This window comes from Luteibacter sp. RCC_6_2 (assembly GCF_041360655.1).
Lineage (GTDB): Bacteria > Pseudomonadota > Gammaproteobacteria > Xanthomonadales > Rhodanobacteraceae > Luteibacter.
In genome coordinates, this window is the sequence record NZ_JBFUPQ010000001.1 from 112,311 (window position 1) to 132,563 (window position 20,253).

Here is a 20,253-nt window from a genome sequence, read left to right on the forward strand (position 1 = left end):
TCCATTAACTGGCCGGGACGTAAGCGGAGCACCCGGTGTCATTGCAGGCCCGGACGAGCGCGTCGTAGTTGAGGGGAAGCTGTTCCGACTGCGATACGAGCACGAAGGTCAAGCCAGTGCCGGAATACACCGACGCATGCGTATCGCTGCGAATCGCTTCATACCGCGTCGCACCGCTGACAGCGGTCCATTCCACCGCGTATCGGGCGATCTTGCCGTTGCTGGTCTCGTTGAGCAGCGGCTGCGGGGCGGCTGGCACCAGTGCGACCGTGACCGACACCGCCCCGCTCATCGGGCCACATCCGGCCGTGTTGCAGCCCTGTACTTGATAGACGTAGGTGCCGTTACCCCGCCCGCTGGTCGACCATGCGGTGGCGTTCGCTGACTGGACCACCGTGGCACCTGCGCCGTTGACGCTTTCTGTCAACGTGTAGCTGGTGGCCCCTCCCACTGTGGTCCAGCTCAGGCCGTACGCACCGGTAGAGCTAGACCCGCCTCCACTCAAGCCCGGCGCCGACGCGGGTGGCACGGTCACGGCAACGGCGCTGCTACCCGTGAATGAGCTGCACCCATTGGCGTTGCAAGCACGTACCTGGAAACTGACGCTGCTGGTGGCACCCACCCCAATGACAGCGGAGGTCCCCCCACCGTTATAGACCGACGCAAATCCTCCGCCGTTGACGCTTTCTTGCAACTCGTAGCTGGTCGCGTACGCGGATGCACTCCAGCTGATGGCGATGGAGCCGGTGCTCGTCGCGGGAACCGCCAGCGATGCCGGGGCTGCGGGTACGTGACGAATAGCCACGCTGTTACTCGCGGTCCAAGCGCTGCAGCCGTTCGCGTTGCAGGCTTGGACCTGGAATCCGTAGACACCGTCGGGCGGCTGGCTGATCGTCACCGCTGTGCCAGAAACGCCGGTGACCGTCTGCCAAGCCCCCCCGTTGACCTGTTGTTGCACGTGATAGCTGCTGGCATTCGCTGCCGCCGTCCACGTGACTTGAATGGATGAGAGGTTCCCTGCGGCTACCGCCGCAGCACTGGCGGGAGCTCCCGGCGCGGAAACCGAAGGCGGAACCACCGCGCCCGCGCCACCCGAGCCCGGCAGAACGACGTCGGCCCCGCCATTGGGCGACTTGCCCACGACATATAACGACTGTCCCGAATGGGCCACACGGAAGGCATCCGACAAGGAAATCTCGAAGCGATACGATCCACTGCCAACATGGCAGGCTTGCGCAACGGCCGCCTCGCTGGCCACGTTGGCCGTAAACGTGCCCATGGACGTACCGACGCCTGGGCCGCCGTTGACAAATGCCTCGACCTGAATCGACTGCGCCAAGCCCGTCGAGCAGGCCCATCCACGCAAGATGGCCGTGGCCGCCGTTGTGTTGGCCACGCCATCGAGGTTGCCGATGACCTTGGACAAACTCTCCTGGGTCGAAGCCACCAATTGAGGACCGAGGTAGATGTAGTCCGTGCCTTGGGTGGTCGTCGGATCGTAGGCAAACATGAGCTTGCCTGACCCACTATAGGCCCAATATTTCGTCGGGCTACCCTGCCCGTCCTGGCTGCGCACCCGGCGACCGGCGGCATCGTAGAGATAGCCAGCCTGATTCTGGATGCCGAGCAGCCGGTCGGCTTGATCGAAGGTCAGTGTTGCACCGTCACGTTGTGCAGTGTTGCCGCGGTCATCGTAGGCAAAGGTGTGAACAGCCGCCCCGCCACGAGTGATGGCGGTCAGACGGTTGTTCGCGTCGTACCCGTAATCGGACTCACCGTCCGTGTCGGTCAGGCGGATCAGGTTATTGAGCGCATCGTAGCCATAACTCTCCGTACCCCACAAATTTGCTGCCGACGCACTACTGAGTCGGTTGAGGTCGTCATAGCTGAAGCTCGCGGTGCGTTGCTGGCCAATCGTCAGATCCGAACGGCTCAACACGTTCCCGTCCTCGTCGTAACTCAGATCCTGGCTCACCGCCATGGCGGCGGCAGTTCCATACGTCTGATTGCTCAGGAGTTGCCGCCCGTTCTCCTGCGCGAGATATGTAGCCTGATTGCCAAGGGTGAACGCCCTAAGCTTGCCGTCAGGAAAATACTGCGCGCCCATGGCGTAGCCGCCCGCACCCGTGGGACGGCCCAGGCCGTCGGGCGCCGCTGTCACGGTCTTGCCATCCGGATAGCTCACGGATGCCGGCACCCCTTCCGCGCTGTAGGTGTAGTCCAGCGGGAAGCTGTATCCGTCGACCGACAGGTGCTCAGCGGTCAGCAGGCCGCGCAGATTGTAACCATAGGTCCAGGACACCAGCCCGGAGGTCGCCGTGGACTGCCGCCCCGCCCGGTCATAGGTAAAGGTGACGGGATCGGTCCCGGCGGGGTAGACGATGGAGGTCACCCGGTTTAGCGCATCGTAGGTGCGCGTGGTCTCGGTCGCAGCGGCCACTTGGTCGTAGCCGCAATCGGTACCGTTGAGGGCCAGCCCCGCCGCTGTCCACGCCACATTGTCGGCCCCGTCATAGGCAGTAACACGATCGCCGGATTCGGGGTCGTGGATGCGACAAAGCCGGTGGTAGCTGTCGTAGATCCAGCTACGCGTCAACAGCACGCCGGCAGAGGTGCCTTGCGCCAGGGATTGCACGTTGCCGTAAATGTCGCGGGCCACCGTCTGCACGATACCGCCCGCCACCACCGAAAGCGGGCGGCTCGTGTCTGGCTCGTCAAACACTTGATACGTCGTTGCAGTGACCTTACCGCGAGGGTCGGTCACCCGGACGATGGCACCGGGCAGATACGCCGTGGCGGTATTCAGGTTCCCCAACTCCGATGAAGCGGCCTGCAGCGTTACACGTCCGAGTACATCGTAATGGATCGCAACGCCCGCACCGATCGTTGCGAGATCGGGTGCGCCGTCCACAGGGTAAGACGAAAATGCCTGCCGACCAGCCCAGTCGTAACCGGTGCTGTTCGACATGGCCGCCCCCGTGTTGCCGTCGGTGGTCGTCGTCAGGACCGGGCGCCACAGCGCATCGAAGTAAGTGGTGATGGTCTTCGGCCCCTCGGTGATCGAACGCACCCAATGCCCCGCTCCGATGCCGCGCTCGGCGCCGCTCGCGAAGCCGTACGTGTAGCGCTTCGACGACCAAGCCATCGTGTCGCCAGCGGGGTAGTCCACCTCTGACATGCGTCCCATCGTGTCGTAGTGGTATTGGGTCGTGGCACCTAGGGGATCTGTGACGCTCGTGATATCGCCAAAATTGTCCACAGTGAACTGCTCAGCTGTCTGATCCGGGAACGTCACGCTCTGCGGAACATCCAGCTTATAGTTGCTCAGCGCAGTGGTGTGATTGTTACCGTCCGTGAACGCGGCAAGGTGCCCTTGAGCGTCGAATTGATATGACATCAGCAGATGTTCGAAGGCATAGTGTGCGGTCAACACGGAGGTATTCGTGTCGTAGGCGTTCCGCTGCATGACTTCCTGCGTATCGATATTGATGGTTGACAGCGGCAGCCCCAACAGCCAATGCGTCGTGTCGTTCAGATACGTGTGTTGCTCATGGGCTGTCGCCTGGCCGGGTACATCGCTGTAACGCGTGATGCTGGACGGCTGGCCAAATGCATCGAATCCAGCGGCGGTCCATGTAAAAACGTTGCCGTCCTGGCTGATCTGACGAACGGTCATGGGCTCCTGATTGTTCAACCGGGTCGTGTTCGCCAACGGATCGAGTGCAAAACCCAGAGGATTACCCAGACCTGCCGCGGCGACATCGGCATAGGCATCGATCTCCACCCGAGCAGCGGACCCATCTTGCGTATTCAGCCCGGTGCGGGTCGCCACGATTTTGCCTTCAAGCGGGCCATTCATGGTGTTGTCGAACTCGGTGCGGACGATGCTTGCATCGGGCTGAGTCACGTCGGTCCAGGCCGTATGGGCGGGACAGACACCGGACGGGCATTCATCGGCCCAATAAAGGGTCGGATTGCCGTAGGCGTAACTCCACGTGCTGTCGACCCCTGCACCCGTGTAATGCTTCTGGGTCAGTGCGATGTTGAAATACGAAGCGGGCTGGAAATAAGGCACCTCCGTGGCCGAGCATGTAGCGGGTGGCCGTGCATCACCTTCGCGCACACGTTGCGTGGGTGTGACGGTGAACGATCCGGAGAGCCCGCTAGGTGCCTGCATGGCACCGCTGAACGATTTGCCCTGATTCGTGACCTGGAAGTAGCCGTGTGCGCATGACGGAGTCAGGCCCGTGTTCTGCCCCACCGTTGCCGACAGCAAGCCCTGCAACGCGAACTCCCAGCTTGATCCATCGGGTAATCCAACCGCCGAGAGTCGTCCTAGATATTGGGTGGTATTGGCGACAAGCTGGGATTCGTCGGCGTATTGGTAGGTCCAGGTACGCGACGCGCCTGATGCGTCTGTCACCGTGACATGGTCGATCCAATCCGTCTCGGGACGCCATGTGAAAGTCACGAGGCGCCCGTCGCTGGCGTCGATGCTGATGAGCCGGCGTCCCTGGTAGTGGTATTGCACCCAGTTGCCGAAGCGATCCTCTACTTTGGTCGCGACGGCTTCGGCGGCAGCGATTCGGGCGGTGATGTGCTTACCGGGAGGTGGGTTCGAAAGCGTGGCACTGGGCGAACTGTAGTAATTCAGCCAATTCAGGTGATAACGCAGCCCATTGGGCGAAATGGCCAGGAAGGCGTCACCGGGTTCACCGGACGCTGTCCCCAGTTCGCAGCCGATCATCCAGTGCGAAGGTGTCATTGCCACAAACGCGATAGGTTGGCCCGAGGCATCGGTCATTGAGGGCTGCGGAGTATTCGTGCTTCGGCTCAGGACCGATTGCGAACCTTCACCGGGCACTTGCAGGGCGTACCCGTGCCACCAGTTCAGGCTGTCGAACAGATCCCCATTGGGGCCGGGTAGCATCGGATCGTACGCCATGTTCGCGCAGCGATTATCCGGCACCTGGCCGTTCGCTTGCCACTGGGCACCGAAGCCCGCATAAGCACCGGATGTCGCGGCGCCCACCAAACTGGTGAGGCGCGGCACGTCCAGCTGCCAGTCGGCAAACGCGCCGTCATCGGGAAAATCAAGACTGGTACGCCAGCCTGGACTGAACGTGCGGGCGACCACAATGTCGGGCCCCGTGCCCTTGAGCGTGAGATCGACCTGGCGGAAGGATAGTTCCCCGGTATAGAGGTCGACTGCTTCTCCGAACGCACTATCTCCGAGCGGCTTGATGTCGTCTGACATTTTGATCCGCCGATGGAACTGTTCTTCCGGCGTGGATTCATCGGAGTTTGCGTGCACCACCCCGAGCGATGCCAGGCACACAGTCAGAACCATCGCGACGGTGGCGCGACGCAGAAACGAAACCTGATTCCCCACAGCTCTTCCTTTCAGCCAAGGGGCGATGTGATGAGCGCCCCTATCTCACCGTACGACCAGGAGGTTCCCCACCTGCAAGCGCGCGAAGTTCCGATCAAGCGGGAAACCGAGGTAAACGGCCTGCATCACGCTTGAACTTAAGGAACGAGAGGATAGAGGAGATGACGCGTAGGCTTCAGCTGATCTTATTGTAGGCATAAGCTGACAAGATCGAAGCATCTTGCATAGCTGTTGCGCCAATCGGCAATTATCTGCGCGATTACGAACCATCTTGCGTTATCGAAAGATCTTACAATGCACGATTGCAGCGGCCGAGTGCGAATCTCGACAGTAGAGCCTGTCACGACCCGCCTCCCTCGCCTTCGACGGCAGTAGGCTACTGATAACCGACGCCGCCGCCACGCGCATTTATCGCGTCGACGATACGGCGACATCGCGCCTACCGATGCGATGAGCGGCCTGATCTCGTACCGCCGCCGGCCGGGCGGCCTCAGAAATCGGAGATCCACATAGAACAGCAAACACAAAGGCCCGCCTGTCGATGGGCGGGCCTTCGTTTTCAGCGAACGCTACCGAGCGTGACGCGCCGGTAGCCGTCCTCGTTTCAGAACGCCACGCGGACACCCGCGGTGACGCCGTACGCCGAGCGGCGCGATCCTTCTTCTGCGGTGAGGCCGCCGTAGAGGTAGGTGCTCTTGCCCAGGCGCATCGTGCCATTCGCGTTGACTTGGACGAATCCGCGACCCACACCTGGCGCAGCGGCGTCGAAGCGCTGGCCCGCCAGCGTGTCGTGCACGGTCGGGTCGAGCAGGTCGCCCGTGTCGGCACCGACTGCGATACCTGCGCGCCAGGTCAACGTGGACGCCAGCGGATCGGCCGCCTTCGAGCCCACGTTCGCGCCCGCGAGGAAGCGCGTGCCCTTCTCCGACAGCGTATCGACCGAGAGGGCGGCCGCCGTGCCACGCTCGTTCACCGCGTCGCGTTCCACCTTCTGCCACACGACGCTGACATACGGTTCGATGCGCGAACCGCCGCCCGTCTGCATCGGCATGCGCAGCGTGGCACTGGCCATGGTGTCCTTACCCGAGGTGCGGGATTCGAGCTGCGAACCACCCAGCGGATCGGCGCGGCGCGTCGTCCAGTCGGTGGTGCCGCGGGCCGCCATGCCGTCGAGCACGAAGCTGCCCATCGCCTGCTGCGCATACACGATGCCGGAGTTACCGCGGATCGAGCCCGAGCCGCCGTGCGCGATCACGTTGGTATCGTGGTGCGTCGCAGCGACGCCGATCACCGTGCCGTTGTCAGCGAAGAGGTCGATACCGGCTGTGGTGCGGTCGGTGCCGGTCTCGAAACCGCTGCCCTGACCATTGGCGATGGAACGATTGCCGTCGCGCGTCACGTTGGCCCAGACCGTGTGGGCCACCTCGGCGGACTTATCCGTGCCGAGGTGGTCGCTCACGTCGCGCTGCATGCCTAGGCCGGCGTTGCGTGCGGCGGCCGCCTGGTCGGCGTGTACTTCGCCCGACAGGCTGTCCACCATGGACGCCACCCGGTCCGCACCCAGCGACGACACGGCGTAGAGCAGCTCGTTCTGGTCCGTCGTAGCGGTGCCGCCGTCCAGCGCGGCGATTGCGCCGTCCACCGCACCCGCCGCGGCGAGGTCGTTGCGCTTCGCATCGGCACCCAGAAGCGTCGTGTACGACGCCGGTGCCACGCGCAAGTCGATGCTATGGCCAGCGTTCGCACCATAGAACACGAGGAAACGCGTGTTCACCGCCAGGCCATCGGCGGGCTGGTCGAGCGCCGTGAATCGGCCTTCCACGCCGCCTTCCGCCGTGACAATGCGATAGCTATCGCCCAGCGCCGGCGTATAGGTGTTGCTGGCGTCGCCCGTGATGCCGCGTAGCGTCGGCGCCAGGGTACCGTTCGCCACGAAGCGGTTGCCCGCGCCCGTCACCAGCACACGCGAGTAGTTGCCCGCGCCGGTGCCCGTGCCGAGGCCGTCGATATCGACCTGCAGGGTGGCGCCCGGCTGCATCGTGACGGTGCCCGCCACCGTCAACGTGCCGGGCGAGTTGCCGGCGGCCAGGCGGCCTTCCACGTTCACCGGGCCAGCGATGAAGCCGGTACCGCGCAGCGTGCCGACGCGGTCGACCTGCACGAAGCTGCTGTCCAGGGCGCCGTTGGCGCTGAGCACGCCGTCTTGCACGCAGGTACCGCTGGCCAGACGCGAGTTGCCGGTGAGGCTGAGGTAGCCTTTGCCCGACTTCACGAAGCAGCCGTTGCCCGCGTCCGACACCAGGTTGCCCGAGAGCACGGTGGTGGTCCCTGCGGCGACGTTCACGCCGGAGTCGCCGCTGATGACGACCTCCTGGCCCGTGCCCAGGCTGGCATCGGACTGCAGCGTGCCGCCCTGGAGCAGGATCTGACCCGTGCCCAGCGAGGAACCGGAGTTGATGCGAATGACGCCACCCTGGATCAGGGTGCCACCGGTGAAGGTGTTGTTGCCGTACACCACCAGCGTGCCGCCGCCGAGCTTCACCAGGCCACCCGTGCCGCTCATGTCGCCCTTCTGGTTCAGCGTGACGCCGTCCAGCGTGTCGATTTGTGCGCCGTGGGCACCGATCAGGATATCGCGATCGGTCGTCATCGTCGTCGTGACCGCCAGCGTGCCGCCGTCGATCGCGATGGTGTTCGCCGCATCGCCGAGGTTGGCGTCGGACGACACTTGCAGCGTACCGCCGTTGATCCTGGTGCCCCCCGTGTAGGTGTTCTTGCCACCCAGGATCAGCGTACCGGCGTTCACCGTGGTGCCACCGCTGTGCGATGCCACGCCCGAGAGGTCGAGCGTGCCGTTGCCGTTCTTCACGAGGCCGGCGGCGCCTGCCACGTTGCCGGTGGCGGTGACCGTCGTGTGGGCATTGGTGTCGATCGTGCCGCTACCGTTGAGCGACAGGTCGCGCGCCGTGGTGAAGCTGCCCGTCGTATGCAGCGACCCACCCTCGAAATCAATGCCGTTGGACGCATCGCCAAGGTTGGCGTCCGTCTGCACCTGCAGCGTACCGCCGTTGATCGTGTTACCACCGGTGTAGGTATTGCTGGCGGTGAGGACGAGGATACCGTCGTTCACGACCGTGCCGCCGGTGTGCGATGCCACGCCGCCGATCACCAGGCGGCCGTCGCCGTTCTTGACCAGCGCACCCGCGCCCGACGCCGTGCCGCCCGACGCCATGGTCGTGCCGGCGTCGACGTCGAACAGTGCGTTGCCGGCGAGGACCACGTTGCGGTCGGAGTTGATCGTCGCGGTGGTATGCAGCGTGCCGCCGTTGAAGACGAGATCGCCGCCGGCACCGAGGTTGCCGTCGCTGGACACCTGCAGCGTGCCGCCCTGGTCGATGGTCGTCGGACCCTGATACCCGTTGCTGCCGTTCAGCACCAGCGTGCCGCCCATGACGTGGACGCCGCCGACCTGGTTGGCCGTGCCGTCGAGCCGCACCGTGCCCGCACCCGCCGTGTAGAACGTGCCGTTACCGGACACGTCGCCGCTCGTGGCGAAGGTGGTGTTCGCGGCCGTGGCCACCACGCCACCGTAAGCCGACGTGACGATGTCGCGCGCCGAGTCCACGTTGCCCGCCGCCAGCAACTCGCCGCCGTCGAGGAACACGTCGCCTGCGGCGTCGCCGAGGTTGCCGTCCTTCCCGATCTTCACGACCGAGTTGGGGCCTACCAGCGTGCCGCCCGTATAGGTGTTGTCACCGGTGAGCACGAGTGTGCCCAGGCCGCCCTGGACGAGTCCGCCGTTGCCGGCGATCGTGCCGCCGAGGGTCAGGACCTCGTTCGCGTCGTTGAATACCTTGCCGCCGTTGACGAGGTGCACGTCGCGTGCGCTGCTCATCGTGCTCGACGCGTACAGCACCCCGCCGTCGACGAGCGTGAGGCCGCCGCCGGCCGCGCCCAGGTTGGCATCGCTCGACACCTGCACGGCCGCACCGCCGTTGACCACGGTGCCGCCGGTGTACGTGTTGTTCGTCGAGCCCAGCACCAGGGTGCCACCATCGACGATGGTCTTGCCATCCTGCGTCAGCGCACCCGTCTGCACGAGGACGCCGTCGCCGCTCTTCACGAAGTCGCCGCTGCCGGTGACACTGCCGGACTGCTGGAACCGCGTGCCCGCGTCGGTCTCGATCGTACCGCCGCCCGCGATCACGGTGTCGCGGCCGGAGACGACGTCGGCCGTGGTGTGCAGGGTGCCGCCGTTGAGCGTCAGGTTGCCCGACAGGTCGCCGAGGTTGCCGTCGCCGGCGATCTGCACGGTGCTGTTCGGACCGACCGTCGTGCCGCCGGTGTACGTGTTGGTGTTGTTCAGCACGAGCGTACCGCCGGACGCGGAAAGGCCGCCGTTGCCGGAGACCACGCCATTGAGGCCCAGCGTCGTGCCGGACTCGGTGACGATCGAGCCGCCGCCATCGAGGCTGACGTCGCGCGCGGTGTCCATCGTGCCGGTGGTGTGCAATGTACCGCCGTTGCCGAGCGTGATGCCGCCTTCAGCTGCGCCGAGGTTCGCGTCGCTCGACACCTGCACGACGCCGCCGTTGATGGCTTGCGTGCCGCCACCGTAGCTGTTTTGCGCGGAATCGAGCACAAGCAAGCTGCCGTTGGCGATCGTGGCGCCGGCCTGGGTCAGGTCGCCGGTCTGGACGACCTGGCCGTGACCGTAGGCTTCGAAGTCACCGGTACCCGTGACCTTCCCTTCGTGGAGATAGGTGGTATCGGCATCGGTCGCAATCGTGCCGGTACCCGTGACCGCGATGTCGCGAACGGAATCGATGTTGCCCGCCACGTGCAGGGTGCTGTCGTCCAGCGACAGGTTGCCGGCGCCCAGTGCGCCCTCGCTGTAGATGAACAGCGTGCCGTCGGTGACCGAGGTGCCACCCGTATAGCTATTGTCGCGCGTGAGGATGAGCTGGCCGCCCTCCTGTGCCAGGCCGCCATTGCCGGTGACCGTGCCGTCGATGCGGATCGTCTTGCCGTCATCGATGGCGAGGGTGCCGCCACCGTCGAGACCGAGGTCACGCGACGTTACGACGTTGCCGGTGGCGTGCAGCGTGCCACCGTTGAGGGCAACGTCGTTCGAGGCGTCGCCCAGGTTCACGTCGCTCGACACCTGCAGCGTCGCGCCGTCGTTGACCACCGTGCCGCCGGTATAGGTGTTCTCGCCCGCCAGCACGAGCGTGCCGCCGTTCACTGTCGTGCCACCCGTGTGGGAGGCCACGCCATCGATGGCGAGCGTACCTTCGCCGTCCTTCACCAGGGCGCCCGAACCGGACACCGTACCGGTGGTGGCCATCGTGGTGCCGCCGTCGGTGGCGATGGCGGCGTCGGCGTTCAGCACGAGATCGCGCGACGAGTTCACGTCGCCGGTCGTGTGCAACGATCCGCCGTTGAAGATCAGGTTGCCACTGGTGCCGAGGTTGGCGTCGCTCGCGATCTGCAGCGTACCGTCGTCGATCTGCGTGTCACCCGTGAAGGTGTTCGCATGGTCGAGCACCAACGTGCCGTCGCCCGCCTTGACCAGCGTGCCGGCGCCAGTGATCTCGCCATGGGCAGCCGTCGTGGTGCCGGTGCCGACATCGAACGTGGCGCCGCCGATGAGGGTGACCTGCTTGCCCGTGTCGACGTCGCCGGTGGTGGCCAGCGTGCCGCCCGTGAGGACCAGCCCGCCAGCGTCCGAACCGAGTGCGGCGCCGCCGTTCACCTGCAAGGTGGCGCCATTGGCGACCGTCGTCGGGCCCGTGAAGTGGTTATCACCGTTGAGGACGAGTGTGCCCTCGCCGACGACGAAGCCGCCGTTCTGGTTCGCATCGCCATCGATCTGCAGCGTACCCTCGCCTGCCTTCGTCAGGGAGCCGGAGCCCGTCACGCCGCCGCTGGTCGCGAACGTGGTACCGGCGTCCGTGTCCATGTGACCGTCGTTGGCGGACACATGGATGTCGCGGCCGGCATCGACGTCGCCTGTGCTGTGCAACGTACCGCCGTCGAACGTGATGGCGCCCGCGGCCGCGCCGAGATTGGTGTCGTTCTCGACCTGCACCGTGCCGCTGCCGCCGATGACCGTGCCGCCGGTGTAGGTGTTGTTGCCCGACAGCACGAGCGTGCCGCCGGTGACAACCGTCGCGCCGGCCTGGTCGAACGTACCGGTCTGATCGAGCGTGCCCGCGCCGTCCTTGATGAAGTCGCCGGTGCCGGTGACGGTGCCCGTGTGGGTCAGGACCGTATCGGCGTCGGTCGTCACGGTGCCCGTACCAGCGACGACGATGTCGTTGTCGAGGGTTGTGGTCCCCGTGCTGTGCAGGGTGCCGTTGTCGAGCGTGACCGTGCCGGTACCGAGCGCACCGCCATGATCGATCGCCACGGTGGCGTCGTTCACCGTCGTGCCGCCGCTGTAGGTGTTGTCGCCGGTTAGCGTGACGGAACCGCCGGTACCGCTGTTGACGATGGTGAGGTCGCCCGGCGTGCCGTTGGTTGCGTCGGAGATCGTGCCGGTGAAGGTGGAGTCCCGGCCGTTCTGGTCGATCGTGCCGCCGTTGCCGGAGAGGGTGAAATCCTGATCCTTCACGGCGTTGTCTTCGTCGACCGTGAGCGTGCCGCCGTCGAAGGTGCCGTCGGTCGTGCCCAGACCACTGGTGGTGGTCGGGGTGCCGCTACCGATGGTCACGATGTCCGGGCCGCCGGCGTTGGCCGCCTCGTCCGGTGTTGCGAGATTCACGAAATCGGGATTGTTGGGTACGCAACCGGCCACCGGGCCGAGGAGGGAAATGCACTGCCCGGCATACACGCCCATTTCCACGCCGCCGTTGGCCGAGCCCGCCGTGTTGGCCGTGTCGTTGGAGAGCGCCGTGAAGCTGATCGTGTAGGTGGTGCCCTGAACGAGGCTCACGCCCTGGTAGATGCCGTCAAAGCTACCCACGGCGCCGTCGTACCAGGAACCGGCCGTCCCAGAGTTCACGTTCGTGGTGGTCTGATCGCCGTCGCCCGGCGCATGCCAGGTACCGGCCGCCTGGGGCGGGCTACCCGCCTGATAAACCACCCCCCATCCGGCGGGAGCTTGGATATCCTTCCCGGGAATCTGGCCACCCTGCGTAAACAGCGGATTGGTGAAAAGGTTGGTGCTGCTGTCGCCGGCGGCATAGAGACCCACATTGCCGAAGGTCCAGTAGGCGGGATCCTGGCGGAACGCGAAGAGGATGTAGTTGTTCCCCGTTTCGGTCGGCGTGAAGGTGACCGTATAGGTCTGGAACTGATTGGCGACGTTCGACGCGCTGTTGGGTGCACTGCCATTGTTGATGTCGAGCAGCGCCCCGCTCGGCATGGCGAGGCTGCCAGCGGCGAAAGCGGGCGTCGCCAACGAGAGCGCCACAGCGAGCGCCGCCAGCGGCAGGACGATCGCGCGCGAATCACGTGGCACGCGCTTCGCCACGCTGCCGCCGGACGTGCGGCGACCCAGTTCGGACGTGACGACGAGCTGGCTGATCGCCTTGTTCCAGACGATGCGGAAGATTCTGTTCATTACGAATTCGGTCCTGTCGATGAGGTCGGCGCTCCCCCGTCAACCCCTCTGCCGCCCGTGGTGACGGGCGCGGTTGGAGAGCTCCGACCTATCAGCAAGGCCCGTGCCAAGAAATGTGAAGACCGTGTTACAGGGATTTCAGGCGACCCGCCTCGCCCCGGAGTGACGTGCCACGGCAATTTGTGACATGTGTCACAGAATTCCGTTACCAAAAAACGTTATGTCGCTTTTCGGCAAACTGTTCAGGATGGTTGACGCTAGAACCTGTTGCGAGACGGTCGACCGATCTACGAAAGATGATTTTGATACCGTGGCTGCAGCAGCCAAGCGACGTGGAATAACGCGTGTGCTTATCGCCGGTGGCATGTTTATGGCAGCGCTGGACACTAGGCCCGGCCGGATGGTGCCGACGCAGCCGGAAAACCTGAGTATGTGATGGGGCAGCCGAACCATAGCGCGAGCCTGGACATCGCCATTATCCCGACGTTCGCGATGTGATGGCTCATTCCTCCTTGTCACGATTCCAGCAGAAGCATCCGAACATCACGTTGCATCTGGCCGAGCGCATGGACCCCTTCGTGCTCGCCGGAAGCGGATTCGATGCTGCCATCCATTTCGAGCATCCGGCCTGGACGGGCATGCGGATGCATCGCCTGTTACATGAAGTGCTGGTTCCGGTTTGCCACCCTGACCTTCTGGCAGGACGCAACGAACAACCGCACTGGACGCATTACCGCGTCTGCACCGACGACAGAACCCTGAGGCTTGGCAACATTACTCCCAGGAGAGTGGAATCCCGCTGACGAATCCCGCGGGATGGGTGCACGCTATGATCTTCATGGAATGTTGATCGAGGCGGCGTTGGCCAGCCTCGGTGTTGCGCTGGTACCGCACATCCACGTTGAAACCGAACTCGCCTTAGGAAGGCTGGTCGCTCCGTGGCCGGGAGGGCGAAACCATCGCCAAAACCTTTTGTCTCATCTTCCCCGAACCCATCGGATTGAGCAGAGAGCCAATACAAGCGTTTGGTCAATGGCTGCTCGACGAAACAAAAGGAGGGATGACGGTCTGACCGACGGCGATCCAGCGCGGCCGGAGAACAGCTGCCACAAAGCCCCGAGCTGCACATGGTGAGTTGATGGCCTTGATGTTGTAGCGGTCGGCGCCGGCTCCAGCGAGCGGCCGAGCCTGCGCTTGTGGACTTCCCTCTCGGCTCGGATGCATGAAGACGTGGTGTTACCACGATGCCGGGCACTGAATCGGCGCGCCGGGCGATTTCACGTCAGCGAATTGCGAAGATGGGTCGGCAGATGTCCGACTATCAACAGTTGCTCTTCTTCATCAATGGCAAAGTAGATGCGAATGCACACCCTCGGATCGCGACTGTCAGATCCTTGCAGGTGCATGGCGAGCTTGTAGCTCTGGCCTTCCCAGGACGCCGAGTACTGCTTGGCATACCGGCGGTCATCGACCCCATCCCCGGTCGGTCCAACCGACATCCCGAGCTCGCGTGAAGCTGTCTCAAAGTCGCTCCGCGCGCCGTTGGCGAACTTCATGTCCCAATAGGGGCCGGCGAGCAACGCCAGCGCTTCGAAGATCTTGTCGGGCTCGGCGTGGTCACAGGCAGAGGCGAGGTTTGCGGCCTTCGGTGTGATGATGAGCCGTCCGGTGAAATGCTCCTCCGCCCATTCGACGAGGGCATCGAGGGAGGTGGGGTTCGGCCCACGCGTTTTTGCGCCGAGGTCTGCGAGCTGCGCCTCGAGCCGCTGGATATGGGCACGGTAGGTATGAAAACGACCACGCATTTCGCGCTGGGCTTCGACGGCCATGTCAGCTCGTCGTTCTTCGCTTTGCGCCAAGGTTTGCCAGTCTTCTGCATCCTTGCGCAAGCTGTCCATGGCCCTTCTCAACAATTCAGCGACTTCAGTCGTCGCCTGCTCAGCGCCGACAACTTCCCGGATACGCTGGGCGGCGGCTGTGCGCCGGACGACCGCAAAGCCGGGCAAATCCCGCTTTTCGTCGCGCCGGCTGACGCTGTCTTGCATCGCATCGAACTGCAGCTGCTTTTTGACGATTTGGATGCGGTCGCTCCAGGACTGCGCCGTAAACAGTGGGTGCCGGAATGGGTCATCGATGTCGGCATCGAATCCCACCCGGTACATCCTGATGGCGTCGCCGAACACGCCAAGCCGGCGGCCGTAGCGTCGGGTCAGTTCCTGCGCGGCCTCGGGAGACACGCTCACGACAAACGCGAGACCAGACAGCCAGCTGCCGACGGCCCCGGGCGAAACAAAGGGCGCCCCCGTCCGGGGCTCGCTCACCACGACGACGGAGACAGGACGGTTACGGTCTTCGATGAAAGCGATTAGGTCATCGATGTCCCGCTCGCGGTCGACATGGAGCACCGTGCCGTCAAGACGGCGACCACCGTCTTGCAGCTCGTGCGAGGTTGCCAGCAGACGGACGATGCCGGGCAAACCTGGGCTGACTGCGAATTCAGGCTCGCTGGCAGGGACAAGCACGCTGAGGGTGCAGCCGAAGGCCGTTGCGGCACCATCTTCGATGTCAACCAGCACAAGCTCAATGCGCCACTGACGTCCCGGCATCTGCTTGCAGGGGTCATCGAAGCGCACGCCCCACAGCCCCGGCGCTGACTCGATGGCAAGGGTCTGGGTGCTGTCGTCTTTTTCCAGTTCGATGGAATCGGTCCCGGAGGCCTGCTCGTCGGTCAACCGCCACCCGGTCTTTTCCTCAAGCCAGCGCACAGCAACGGCCCGCGCGCTGGCCAACGCATCGCCGCCGGTAGGACTCTGGACCTGACCGATGACCTGGACGAGTCTGTGGTAGCGCCCAGGCGTCAGCCGCAACTGGCGACGTCCCGACCCGGCGCTCGCTAGCGGATAACCCGAGCCAGCGTTTATCCCCTGCTCCACGACAACTTCCATCCCCTTTCCCCCGTCCCTTTGCGCAACGCCGCCCCCGGCGTGCAGTGAGTGAACCCGTCCCCCATTAACGGCGGACCCTCGTGAACCTTGATGGGCACCGCATGGAACTACGTACTCTGGCCTGCCGGAACCAACGATACACAATCTGGAGCAATCGCCTGCCGGTCACATGCGGCCGATAGCGTGGTCTTCCCACAACCAGACTTGCGGTACGGCCCGAAGCACCCTTCCCGCTCGCGCCCCGGCAGACAGCTGCAGATGAAGCAATCATCTCCCTTGTCGCGCGTCCACCGCCAGTACCGCAGCATCTGCATGCCGTAGGCCACCAGCGACACGACGGACGTGCCAACGGCACCCATGTTCCCCAGCCCTTCTTGCGTAAGCGTGCCCGACAGCATAGGGAGGCTTGCCAGCGCCTCTACGATCACAGCCGTGGTCATGCCAAGAACAAACACGGCGATGGCCGGTGCGGCAAGGCGCAAAAGCATCGTCGTCTGGTCACTTATGTGGTTCTCCCTTTGTGCGAAGGGTGCGCGGGTCGTGTCTCGGACAACGAGATTGGCCTTGGAACATTCGTTGCGTGAATTCGGACGATGCAAGACTTCTTGGCGCTTGAGCGGGTTACGTACCGAGGTTGGGTACCAGGGACCCGGTATCGCTACGGCTGTGCTGCAGACCCTAATCGCTACCGGCGTGTCATGTTGTCGAAGTCGGCTCTCCGTTCGGCCGAAGATAAATCGCCCTCGTAGTGCTTTGGCGCCGAGGATTCGGCACGAGATTTTCGTCATGCGCGGCGCTCGCGAAGCGGCGTATTTGCACCTCGCCGCACCGCCGGAGCTAGACTCCTGTCCATGAAACCGAAAGACGATACCGCCCTGACGGTGGCCGAGATCGCGTGCGACTCGGCAGCCATGAACGAGGCCGTGCTCGCCTCGGACTTCGATGAAGCGCGCTTCCTGGCCCAGTTGATCATCGCGAAGGCCGACGCGGCAGGCTTGGTCGATGTGGCGCTCGACGCCGCCCAGGTGGTGGTCAGGCTGGGGCCGTCCGGTTCCACTCCGCAGCCGGGCCATGCTCGTGCGATGCTCGCATTGGCCGAAACGCTCTCTCGCGTCGAGCTAAAACCGCCCGGTGGCTATCGCGATGCCTGACCGTCCCGCGATCCGGCGAACCAACTTGCTCACGATCCTGCACGAGTTGGAGGCCGAGGGCGTGCGGAGCGTTCGGGAACAGGCGGAGATCCTCGGTACGTCAGAACGGGGGCTTGAAGCGATCTTATCCGGTCGCCCCATTGACGATGCGCTGGCCCGCGAGATCGAGTGGTCGGCGCACAAGCCGCTGCACTGGCTCGACCGCGACCCTCGGATCGAATCCGATTAGCCGAATCCGACGGCGTAGCGTCCTCTCGTCTCCACCATCGACCTCAGTCCGCTTTCCCGCCAACCGCCGTTGTTCGTCCGACAGCCTATGCCCGAATACCTACCTGACGCGATCGCACTGACGCCGCTTTGCCCAGGACGGATGGTGAGAGCGGCTGAAGCTGACGCGACGCCGACGTTGTACTGGCGCCACCATCGGCGTAGCGTCGGATGCCCGTCCCCGCAGAGGCTGCGATGGCCATGCCGCCCGCCCCTGGCAAGCAGGCTGTGGGAACGCCGGTCGCGGAGTACGTCCGCATGTCGACGGACCACCAGGTCTACTCGCCGGCCCAGCAGTCGGCGGCCATCACCGCCTTCGCGGTCGCGAATCGGATGCGCATCGTTCGCCGCTACCTCGATCACGGCAGGAGTGGCCTGGACTTAAGTGGCCGCCCGGCGCTGCGACGCCTGCTGGCGGATGTCCGTTCGGGAACGGCCGATTTTCAGGCGGTGCTGGTGTATGACGTCAGCCGCTGGGGACGCTTTCAGGAGGCCGACGAAGCGGCCTTCTACGAATACCTATGCATGCTAGGCGGTGTGCGCGTCATCTATGTCGCTGAGCCGTTTGCAAACGATCAGTCCCCCTTGTCCGCCATGCTCAAGGGCCTGAAGCGCGCCATGGCCGCCGAGTACAGCCGGGAACTGTCAGTGAAGGTGTTCGCCGGTCAAGCCCGACTCGTCGCCTTAGGTTTCCGACAAGGCAGCACCCCGGGTTATGGGCTACGCCGCGCGCTCCTGGACGCAGCCGGTCGTCTTAAAGGATTGCTGGACGTGGGCGATCGCAAGAGCCTGGCGACTGACCGGGTGATTCTGGTGCCCGGGCCCGCTGAGGAGGTACGGGTTGTCAATGTGATCTTCCGTCGCTACCTCAGTGGAATGTCGCAGCGGGACATAGCGCGCGAGCTGAATGCCGCTCACATTGGCAATTTCCGCGGCGATCCGTGGTGCCAACAAGCGATACGTAGCGTCCTGGTCAATGAGAAGTACATCGGCAACAACATCTTCGCCCGATCCAGCAAGCGGCTGCGGCAACCCAAGACCCTCAATCCGCCGGACGCGTGGGTCCGTTGCAACGGCGCATACACCGGCATCGTGCCGCCACGGATCTTTTGGCGCGCGCAGGCCGTGCGTGAGGCCCGCTGCCATATTCCGACCGATGCGGAAATGCTCGCTCCCCTCCGCCAGCTTCTGGCGACGCACGGGTATCTCACCGTCGGCCTGATTGAACAGGCACCCGGCGCGTGGTCGGGCTTCTCGTACGTCCGTCGGTTCGGCAGCTTCCGCAACATCTATGCGTTGCTAGGCTACCGCCCTCCAAGGAACCTGGCTTTCCAGGACGCAAGGCGCCGGGCAGCACGCTGGCTGCCCAGCTTGCTCGGTGCCATTACCGAGCGACTGGAGGACGCCGGGGCGGCCGTGGTGGCCGAGGGGAGTCGATTGACCATTGACGCGACCTGGTCGCTGTCCGTGGGACTGATTCGCCCTTCCCTGCAAGCTCACGGATGGCGCTGGCCGATCGTTCGTCTGCCGCCGCCGTGCGACATCCTTCTCCTCGCCCGCATGGACCGGCTGGGGAACCAGCCCCTCGACTATTTCATCGCCCCCACCATGGCCTTTGCCGCCTGGCCTCAAGCGCTCTACCAGCACAACGATCCCCTGATCCAGAGGTACCTCTTTCCTTCATTGGCGGTGCTACCCGCCTTGGCGATGCTCTCGGCTCGCCCTGCCGGTCATGACTGACATTCCCAAAGATCCCTTCCGCCGGCATCGGTCGGCGGCGGACAGCCTGGAGACGACGACCGCTGCGGCACGCGACTATCTCGAGGTACTCGCCGACACGCTCGAGGTGCTCGGGTCCATGCCGGGGTTCTCGGCCATGGTGCGGCGATTGGCACTGCCCTATCCCTACCAAGGCTTGGGTTCCGTAACGGTCTCGGCGCTGCCGGCACCGCTTCGGTTTGCCGTCGAACGCGCGATAGCGATTCGCCTGCTGGGTCACGCAGAGATCGTCAACTGGTTGGCTCATGACGCCCCGGCGCAGTTGGCGGCGTTGCAGGCGCTCACCGCCGTCCGGGTCCTTCCCGGCGCCGCACGTTACCCGCCGCCGGCGCGCCCCCGTCTCCCATAAACACACGCGGCATGTTCGCGCCATCGACGCGCCCGATGCCCCTATCCTCAATGCATCGGACGTTCGTAGAAGGGCGCTAGGCCCATGCCGGCAACGCCCTGGGCGTGCGAGGGCTCATCGGGCAGGAAGCGCACCACCAGGGTTCCCGGTGCCGCCCCGGCCTGTTCGGCCACCGCCCGCAAGGTCGCCGCCAAGACTGGGTCCGTCGGCACCTCGAGTCCTAGCACCATTTGGGGAGCCTGCTCGCCGCGCAATAGCTCGTACAGGAAGGCCCTTGCCAGTCGGCCGTCAGCGGCGATCCACTCTGCCAGCGCCCGCGCAATTGGAAACCACTCGTCGGGGGGAAGTCGGAAACCCCACGGTACCTGTCGCGACGGGACGCTGTCTTCGCCCGATTGGGCGCGGATGAGGGCAAGGACCTGGTCAACGCGCGTCGGCGGCAGGGTCAGCCGCGCCGGAGATAAGGGATTGAGCACGTAGTAGCGCCGCCCGGCGAGGGGCAACAACACGCGCGTGGGCACGCGGACCAGCGTCGCAGGCGGCGGAACCATCCCGGGCAGCCGGTTGGCCGCGGTAAACAGCGGGACAAAGGTGACATCGTCGGTCTGGTTACGCCACTCGACGAGGTTGCGCTCGGGGCGGTTAGCCCCTTCCCCCGGCGGCCGCGCCAGGAGCACCAGAACCTGACCCAAGACCAGTGCCTGGAGCAGGCCGGTGTGCCCCGGATCGGCCTCGCCCAAGGCATCGATCTGCGTGCCTAGCGGATCGTCCTCAGCTGTCGGTGCCATGGCGCTCCCGGACCA

Annotated in this window: 11 protein-coding genes and 1 pseudogene; 6 read left to right on the forward strand and 6 right to left on the reverse strand. The window is 64.6% G+C overall.

Annotation, left to right across the window (positions count from 1 at the left end; translation table 11 throughout):
• Nucleotides 1-4 precede the first annotated feature (4 nt).
• Nucleotides 5-5,392, reverse strand: a complete 5,388-nt coding sequence (locus AB6730_RS00520; RefSeq protein WP_371021710.1) for a hypothetical protein — start codon at nucleotides 5,390-5,392, stop codon at nucleotides 5-7.
• Nucleotides 5,393-5,996: 604 nt separating this feature from the next.
• Nucleotides 5,997-9,287 (reverse strand): autotransporter-associated beta strand repeat-containing protein, encoded by a 3,291-nt coding sequence (locus tag AB6730_RS00525; RefSeq protein ID WP_371021968.1) that lies wholly within the window; start codon nucleotides 9,285-9,287, stop codon nucleotides 5,997-5,999.
• On the opposite strand from AB6730_RS00525, the gene AB6730_RS00530 reads away from it, so the two are divergent.
• Entirely contained in the window at nucleotides 9,275-9,328 is a 54-nt protein-coding gene (locus AB6730_RS00530) for a hypothetical protein (RefSeq protein ID WP_371021969.1), read from the forward strand. The two genes, AB6730_RS00525 and AB6730_RS00530, sit on opposite strands and share 13 nt — an antisense overlap.
• 55 nt (nucleotides 9,329-9,383) lie before the next feature.
• On the opposite strand, the pseudogene AB6730_RS00535 reads toward AB6730_RS00530, so the two are convergent.
• A pseudogene (locus AB6730_RS00535) lies at nucleotides 9,384-12,959 on the reverse strand (autotransporter-associated beta strand repeat-containing protein); the annotation flags it as partial.
• Between the two features lie 497 nt (nucleotides 12,960-13,456).
• On the opposite strand from AB6730_RS00535, the gene AB6730_RS00540 reads away from it, so the two are divergent.
• Nucleotides 13,457-13,762 carry a LysR substrate-binding domain-containing protein gene (locus AB6730_RS00540; RefSeq protein ID WP_371021711.1) on the forward strand — a complete coding sequence of 102 codons (306 nt, stop codon included), beginning with the start codon at nucleotides 13,457-13,459 and terminating at the stop codon, nucleotides 13,760-13,762.
• A gap of 474 nt (nucleotides 13,763-14,236) precedes the next feature.
• Here the strand turns inward: AB6730_RS00540 and AB6730_RS00545 are convergent, their stop codons facing one another.
• Nucleotides 14,237-15,904, reverse strand: coding sequence for a hypothetical protein (locus AB6730_RS00545; RefSeq protein WP_371021712.1), 1,668 nt, complete (start codon nucleotides 15,902-15,904; stop codon nucleotides 14,237-14,239).
• Nucleotides 15,905-16,011: 107 nt separating this feature from the next.
• Nucleotides 16,012-16,392: a hypothetical protein gene (locus tag AB6730_RS00550; protein WP_371021713.1), complete on the reverse strand. Its 381-nt coding sequence runs from the start codon at nucleotides 16,390-16,392 to the stop codon at nucleotides 16,012-16,014.
• A 363-nt stretch (nucleotides 16,393-16,755) separates the two neighbouring features.
• Between AB6730_RS00550 and AB6730_RS00555 the strand changes: the two genes are divergently transcribed.
• The 4 genes from AB6730_RS00555 to AB6730_RS00570 all read left to right on the forward strand — a co-directional run bounded on the left by AB6730_RS00555 (nucleotide 16,756) and on the right by AB6730_RS00570 (nucleotide 19,450).
• The gene (locus AB6730_RS00555; RefSeq protein WP_371021714.1) at nucleotides 16,756-17,055 is read left to right on the forward strand and encodes a hypothetical protein; all 300 of its coding nucleotides are present in this window, start codon (nucleotides 16,756-16,758) and stop codon (nucleotides 17,053-17,055) included.
• 25 nt (nucleotides 17,056-17,080) lie between these two features.
• Complete coding sequence (locus AB6730_RS00560) at nucleotides 17,081-17,284, forward strand: hypothetical protein (RefSeq protein WP_371021715.1); 204 nt, start codon at nucleotides 17,081-17,083, stop codon at nucleotides 17,282-17,284.
• Nucleotides 17,285-17,517: 233 nt separating this feature from the next.
• A complete protein-coding gene (locus AB6730_RS00565; RefSeq protein WP_371021716.1) occupies nucleotides 17,518-19,062 on the forward strand; it encodes a recombinase family protein in 1,545 nt (514 codons plus the stop codon).
• Complete coding sequence (locus AB6730_RS00570) at nucleotides 19,055-19,450, forward strand: hypothetical protein (protein WP_371021717.1); 396 nt, start codon at nucleotides 19,055-19,057, stop codon at nucleotides 19,448-19,450. Before AB6730_RS00565 ends, AB6730_RS00570 begins: the two co-directional genes overlap by 8 nt.
• A gap of 47 nt (nucleotides 19,451-19,497) precedes the next feature.
• On the opposite strand, the gene AB6730_RS00575 is transcribed toward AB6730_RS00570, so the two are convergent.
• A complete protein-coding gene (locus AB6730_RS00575; protein WP_371021718.1) occupies nucleotides 19,498-20,238 on the reverse strand; it encodes an SseB family protein in 741 nt (246 codons plus the stop codon).
• Nucleotides 20,239-20,253: the final 15 nt, after the last annotated feature.

Coding starts and splice junctions, on each gene's coding strand:
- AB6730_RS00525 (WP_371021968.1), bottom strand. CDS start 9,287: ATGAGCAGCGCACGCGACGTGCACCTCGTCAACGGCGGCAAGGTATTC.
- AB6730_RS00540 (WP_371021711.1), top strand. CDS start 13,457: ATGGCTCATTCCTCCTTGTCACGATTCCAGCAGAAGCATCCGAACATC.
- AB6730_RS00545 (WP_371021712.1), bottom strand. CDS start 15,904: ATGGAAGTTGTCGTGGAGCAGGGGATAAACGCTGGCTCGGGTTATCCG.
- AB6730_RS00550 (WP_371021713.1), bottom strand. CDS start 16,392: ATGCTTTTGCGCCTTGCCGCACCGGCCATCGCCGTGTTTGTTCTTGGC.
- AB6730_RS00555 (WP_371021714.1), top strand. CDS start 16,756: ATGAAACCGAAAGACGATACCGCCCTGACGGTGGCCGAGATCGCGTGC.
- AB6730_RS00565 (WP_371021716.1), top strand. CDS start 17,518: ATGGCCATGCCGCCCGCCCCTGGCAAGCAGGCTGTGGGAACGCCGGTC.
- AB6730_RS00570 (WP_371021717.1), top strand. CDS start 19,055: ATGACTGACATTCCCAAAGATCCCTTCCGCCGGCATCGGTCGGCGGCG.
- AB6730_RS00575 (WP_371021718.1), bottom strand. CDS start 20,238: ATGGCACCGACAGCTGAGGACGATCCGCTAGGCACGCAGATCGATGCC.